Source organism: Methylocaldum sp., from assembly GCF_039794385.1.
GTDB lineage: Bacteria > Pseudomonadota > Gammaproteobacteria > Methylococcales > Methylococcaceae > Methylocaldum.
The window spans coordinates 1-4,665 of sequence record NZ_JBDIVO010000355.1; the positions used below are offsets into that span (position 1 = coordinate 1).

At 61.8% G+C, this 4,665-nt stretch carries 4 protein-coding genes; 2 read left to right on the forward strand and 2 right to left on the reverse strand.

Translation table 11 applies throughout. The features are described from left to right. Positions 1-204 precede the first annotated feature (204 nt). On the reverse strand, positions 205-1,326 hold the full coding sequence (locus ABJK70_RS20570; RefSeq protein ID WP_347258950.1) for an AI-2E family transporter: 1,122 nt from the start codon (positions 1,324-1,326) through the stop codon (positions 205-207). A 218-nt stretch (positions 1,327-1,544) separates the two neighbouring features. Here ABJK70_RS20570 and ABJK70_RS20575 point away from each other — a divergent pair, with 218 nt between their 5' ends. Both ABJK70_RS20575 and ABJK70_RS20580 read left to right on the forward strand, forming a co-directional pair. Continuing rightward, positions 1,545-2,291 (forward strand): phosphatase PAP2 family protein, encoded by a 747-nt coding sequence (locus ABJK70_RS20575; RefSeq protein ID WP_347258951.1) that lies wholly within the window; start codon positions 1,545-1,547, stop codon positions 2,289-2,291. Between the two features lie 100 nt (positions 2,292-2,391). After that, positions 2,392-3,159: a PRC-barrel domain-containing protein gene (locus ABJK70_RS20580; RefSeq protein WP_077730598.1), complete on the forward strand. Its 768-nt coding sequence runs from the start codon at positions 2,392-2,394 to the stop codon at positions 3,157-3,159. Positions 3,160-3,219: 60 nt separating this feature from the next. On the opposite strand, the gene ABJK70_RS20585 is transcribed toward ABJK70_RS20580, so the two are convergent. Beyond that, the coding region (locus ABJK70_RS20585; RefSeq protein WP_347258952.1) for an efflux RND transporter permease subunit at positions 3,220-4,665 on the reverse strand (1,446 nt) is incomplete at its 5' end.

Consider the following 4,665-nt stretch of genomic DNA (forward strand, 5'->3'; position numbering starts at 1 on the left):
AAGGCCAAGCCGTCGGCGGATTCGGAGATCGGCGAAGAAGAACGTGCATTGCTTGCCGAAAACAGCAACGAGATCGGATGCTGAACCGAAACATTTTCCGGACAGCGCACGATCGATCCGCGGCTAGCCTCATTCGGATCTGTTCCCCACATGCGTGGGAATGGCCCCTGCGACAGAAATCACAATCGAACCACCCAGCCGCCTTTAGGGCATCTCGACGGATTCTCCCAATACGTCCCTCATATACAGCATCTGCACCAGCACCATAATGACCACCACCAGCGGCGGCGCGAGCAGAAGTCCTAGGATGCCGAAGCTTGCGCCCATGATGAGTTGGGCGGTCAGCAGCAGAGCCGGCGGCAGGGAAACAATCTTCTGTTGGATGAAGGGCGTGATCAGATACCCTTCCAATGCCTGGACCACGAAATAGAGGATGGCTACATAGAGTACCGTCGGGCCGCCCTGGGTGAGACCGACCATCATCGCCGGCACGGCCGCAATCAGCGGCCCGATATTGGGCACGAAATCCAGGGCGGCGGCGACAAGACCCAAAATAAATGCGAACGGCACTCCCAGCACCATCAGCCCGATGCCGATCAACACCCCCACGGCGAGCATGGCTGCGATTCGCCCGATCAGCCACCAGCGGAGGGCATGCCCCATCCGGTTGAATGCCTCCCAAACCTGTCCTCGGCGCCCCTTGGGAAACAGATGAACCGTGCCGTCGATGTAGGTCTTGGGATCAGCGGCGAAATAAAGCCCCAGCACGATCACGATGAAGAGGCTGCCCAAGGCGCCGAATGCGGTCGAAAAAATCCCGGCGATTTTCGATAGCTGCTGGGGATCGGTGAGGGTACTACCCGCCCTGGATAGCCTATCGATCACCGCGGGTCCCCACGGATATTGCTCGAGCGTGTTCCGTAGCCGGTCCAGCGCCGCCGGCAACTGCTGGAACAACTGGTAAAAACCGTCGGCAATGGCGGGTCCGTACAGCGCCAGGATCAGCACGAGCAAGCCCAGCAGTATCAAGACCACCACCGTCAGCGACCAGTTCATGGACAAAGGCGTATGCCGGGTGATGAACTCGGCGAGCGTGCGGAGGAACAGGGCCAGGAGGAGACTCGCGAAAACCAGCAAGAGGATCTGCGACACCTGCCAAACCGCCAGAAGCAGCGCAATGACGGCCGTACCCGCGACTGCGACGATGAGCGTCCGCTTGGTCAGCAGTCCACTGGGAGTCCGTGTCTCGCTGGTCTCATGATCCATCATTACGTCCCTTGCCGGCATTCCGGCCTTGCCGTAGAACTCGATCGAGCCGCCTCCCATCAAAGCCGCGGATACCTATAACTCCGGCGACCGGTACTATCCCGAGCTGCCGACAGCATATTGCGGGCTCCCCGCCGGTTCGGTCGAATGAAAGGCACTTTTACGGGGACTTACTAATAAGGACCAAGCGGAAAGTGGAATTATCCCCGCCCCGCCGTGCCGGAGAATCCATGGAATTGTCCAAATCATGATCATCAATCGAGATACAAGCGTTCGCCATGTCCATGTCTCAACGATTCATCGTCGCGCTCAGACCGCTACTCGGCGCCGCAGGGTCCGCCGTTGCTCGCGAGTTTCGAACCCTTGTGCTGATGCTCCTAACCGGGGCGGGAATCTGGGGGTTCATCGAACTCGCCGACGAGGTCGCCGAAGGTCAGACGCGTGCCGTCGACACCGCCATCCTGCTGGCATTGCGGAATCCCGCCGACCCGACCGACCCGATCGGCCCGCGATGGGTCGAGGAAATGTTCCGGGATTTCACCGCCTTGGGCGGCGTCGGCGTGATCGTATTCATCACGCTAGGCGTCGCGGGCTATCTCGCCCTGTTGCGAAAACGCCGGACCGTGCTCCTCTTGGCTATCGCCGTCGTCGGCGGCCTGCTTGTCAACACCTTGCTCAAGCTCGGCTTCGACCGCCCCCGCCCCGATCTCGTACCCCATGGCGCATACGTCTACACCGCAAGCTTTCCCAGCGGCCATGCGATGCTGGCTACCGCCACTTATCTGACTCTGGGCGCCCTGCTCGCCCGAGTGCTGCCCGATCGGCGCACCAAGTTTTTCGTGCTGACGATGGCCGTCGTGCTCTGCTTGCTGGTCGGCTTCAGCCGGGTGTACTTGGGTGTCCACTGGCCGTCCGACGTCGCCGCCGGCTGGATGATCGGAGCCGCCTGGGCATTGATCTGGTGGCTGGTGGCCCGCTGGCTGCAAAGAGAACGGATCGTCGAGGAAGCGGAGAACGGGAGCTAAATGCTCGTGCCGAAACTTTCCGCCGTGTTTCGTTACCTAAGAGGCAGCTTCAAGTAGTGCGCCGATCCGGCATGTCGGATACCTCGAGTTTGGAGGATTTATGTTGAGAAGCGTCAAGGAAATTGTGGGATATGTACTGGGGGCGAAAGACGGCGACATCGGCCGCTGCGACGATTTTCTGTTCGACGATCGCGATTGGGTGGTTCGCTTCATGGTGGCCAAGACCGCCAAATGGCTGCCCGGACGCAAGGCGGTCGTTTCGCCCGCGTTTCTCGACCAACCCGATTGGACCCACAGGCGTTTGCCCGTGCGTTTGACCAAACAGCAAATCGAAAACTCTCCGCCGCTGGACGAGCACGCCCCGGTATCCCGAGCGTACGAGATCGAATATTGGCGGCATTACTCGCAGCCCCCTTACACCGGCATCTTGTCGCCCTATGGCTTGGGTCCCGGCGGCTTCGGCGCTTACCCCTGGCCCGGCGGAGTCGTCGACCCGACACCGGCATCTGTGCCCGGGACCGAGATCCGGGAACCGAAAGAAGAGCATTTGCGTTCGGTAGAGGAAGTGACCGGCTACGACATCGCCGCCACCGACCGGGACATCGGCCAAGTGGACGATTTCATCGTGGACGACCAGGCTTGGGCGCTGCGCTATCTGGTGGTCGACACGGGCCATTGGCTGCCGGGACGCAAGGTTCTGGTGGCGACGCCTTGGCTCGGTTCAGTCGATTGGACCGCACAGCGCCTGCATGTCGAACTCGATGCCGAAAGCATCCGCAACGGGCCCGAGTTCGATCCGACAAAACCGGTCAACCGCCGCTACGAGATCGAGATCCACGACTATTATGGTCGTCCGTATTATTGGTGATAGAGCGATCGATGCGGTTCGAAGAGCTCACCGCGTCCTACGATTAAGCGACAACAGGTTTCAGGTCTCCTCACCTTGTTCACCCTTTTCCGATCCGGCCCGCTCGCTGGCGATAACGGTATAAAAGGCCGGCACCACGAATAGCGTGAACAGCGTGCCTATGGCCATGCCGGCGCCCAGCACGAAGCCGATGGCGAAGCGGCTTTCGGCGCCGGGTCCGGACGCGAACCAGAGCGGAATCATGCCGACCAGGGTCGCGATCGTGGTCATCAGGATCGGGCGGAGCCGGATCGCCGCCGCGGTCTCCATCGCCCGGCGGCGGTCCAGCCCCTCGCGCCGCTGGACCTCGTTGGCGAATTCCACCAGGAGAATCCCGTGGCGGATGATGGAGCCGATCAGCGTCAACAGGCCCACCTGGGTGTAGATATTGACGGTGACCACCCCGAGCGCCATGAACAGCAGCGCCCCGGCCAGCGACATGGGCACGCTCACCAGCATGATGGCGGGATCGCGGAAGCTTTCGAACTGCGCGCCAAGGACCAGATAGATCAGGATCACCGACAGGAAAAACGCGGTGACCAGTTCCGCGCCCTCCTGGACGTACTGCCGCGACTGCCCTTTCCAGTCGGTGACGTATCCGCCGGGCAAGACTTCGGCCACGGTCGTCCTCAGGAACTCCACCGCTTCGCCGAGCGTCACTCCCGGCGCTGGGACTCCGGACAAGGTGGCCGCGTTGAGCTGGTTGAACCGGGCCAGTTCCCGCGGCTGTACAGTTTGCGTCAGGCGGATGATGGTGGAGGCGGGAATCAGGCTGCCGTTCCGGGCGCGGAGATAATAATTCTCGAGCTGCTCCGGACGAAGCCGATAGACGCGTTCCACCTGGGGAATGACCCGGTAGCTGCGGTCACGGACGCTGAAATAATTGACATAGCCGGCGCTCAGCAGCGTGGAAAGATCGCCGCCTAATTGCTGCATGTCGATGCCGAGATCGGCCGCCTTGGCACGGTCGATCTCCACCTGCACCTGGAGCCGGTCGTAATGCAGATCGGTTTCGATGAAGTCGAATTTGCCGCTTTGCCGCGCCCGCTCCAGCACCCGCTGCACCGCATCGTAGAGCGCCTCGGTTTCCTCGGTGGTACCGATGACCCACTGCACCGGGGTTCCGCCGCCGGCGCCCGGCAGCGCGGGCGGCGGAAACACCGCGCTCTGGAGGCCGGCGACGCCGTTCACCCGATCCTGCAATTCGGGCATGATGTCGAATTGGCTCTGCGCCCGCTCCTCCCAGTCCTTCATCGACATGCCGGCGAAAGCCTGATAGGCGCTGCCCACGCCGCCTCCCCCCGGCACCACGCCGTTGATGACGAACGAATGATCGGTGGCGTCGAAATCCTGAATGATCTCGCCGACCCGGCCGGTCCAGCGTTCCAGGTAGTCGATGGAGACGTTGGGATCGGCGGTGGCCTGCACGATGAGAAAGCATTGGTCCTCGGTCGGCGCCAGTTCGTC

Bases quoted from the DNA above. Each gene is read 5' to 3' on its own strand.
- ABJK70_RS20570 (WP_347258950.1), bottom strand. From the start codon at position 1,326: ATGGGAGGCGGCTCGATCGAGTTCTACGGCAAGGCCGGAATGCCGGCA.
- ABJK70_RS20580 (WP_077730598.1), top strand. From the start codon at position 2,392: ATGTTGAGAAGCGTCAAGGAAATTGTGGGATATGTACTGGGGGCGAAA.
- ABJK70_RS20575 (WP_347258951.1), top strand. From the start codon at position 1,545: ATGTCCATGTCTCAACGATTCATCGTCGCGCTCAGACCGCTACTCGGC.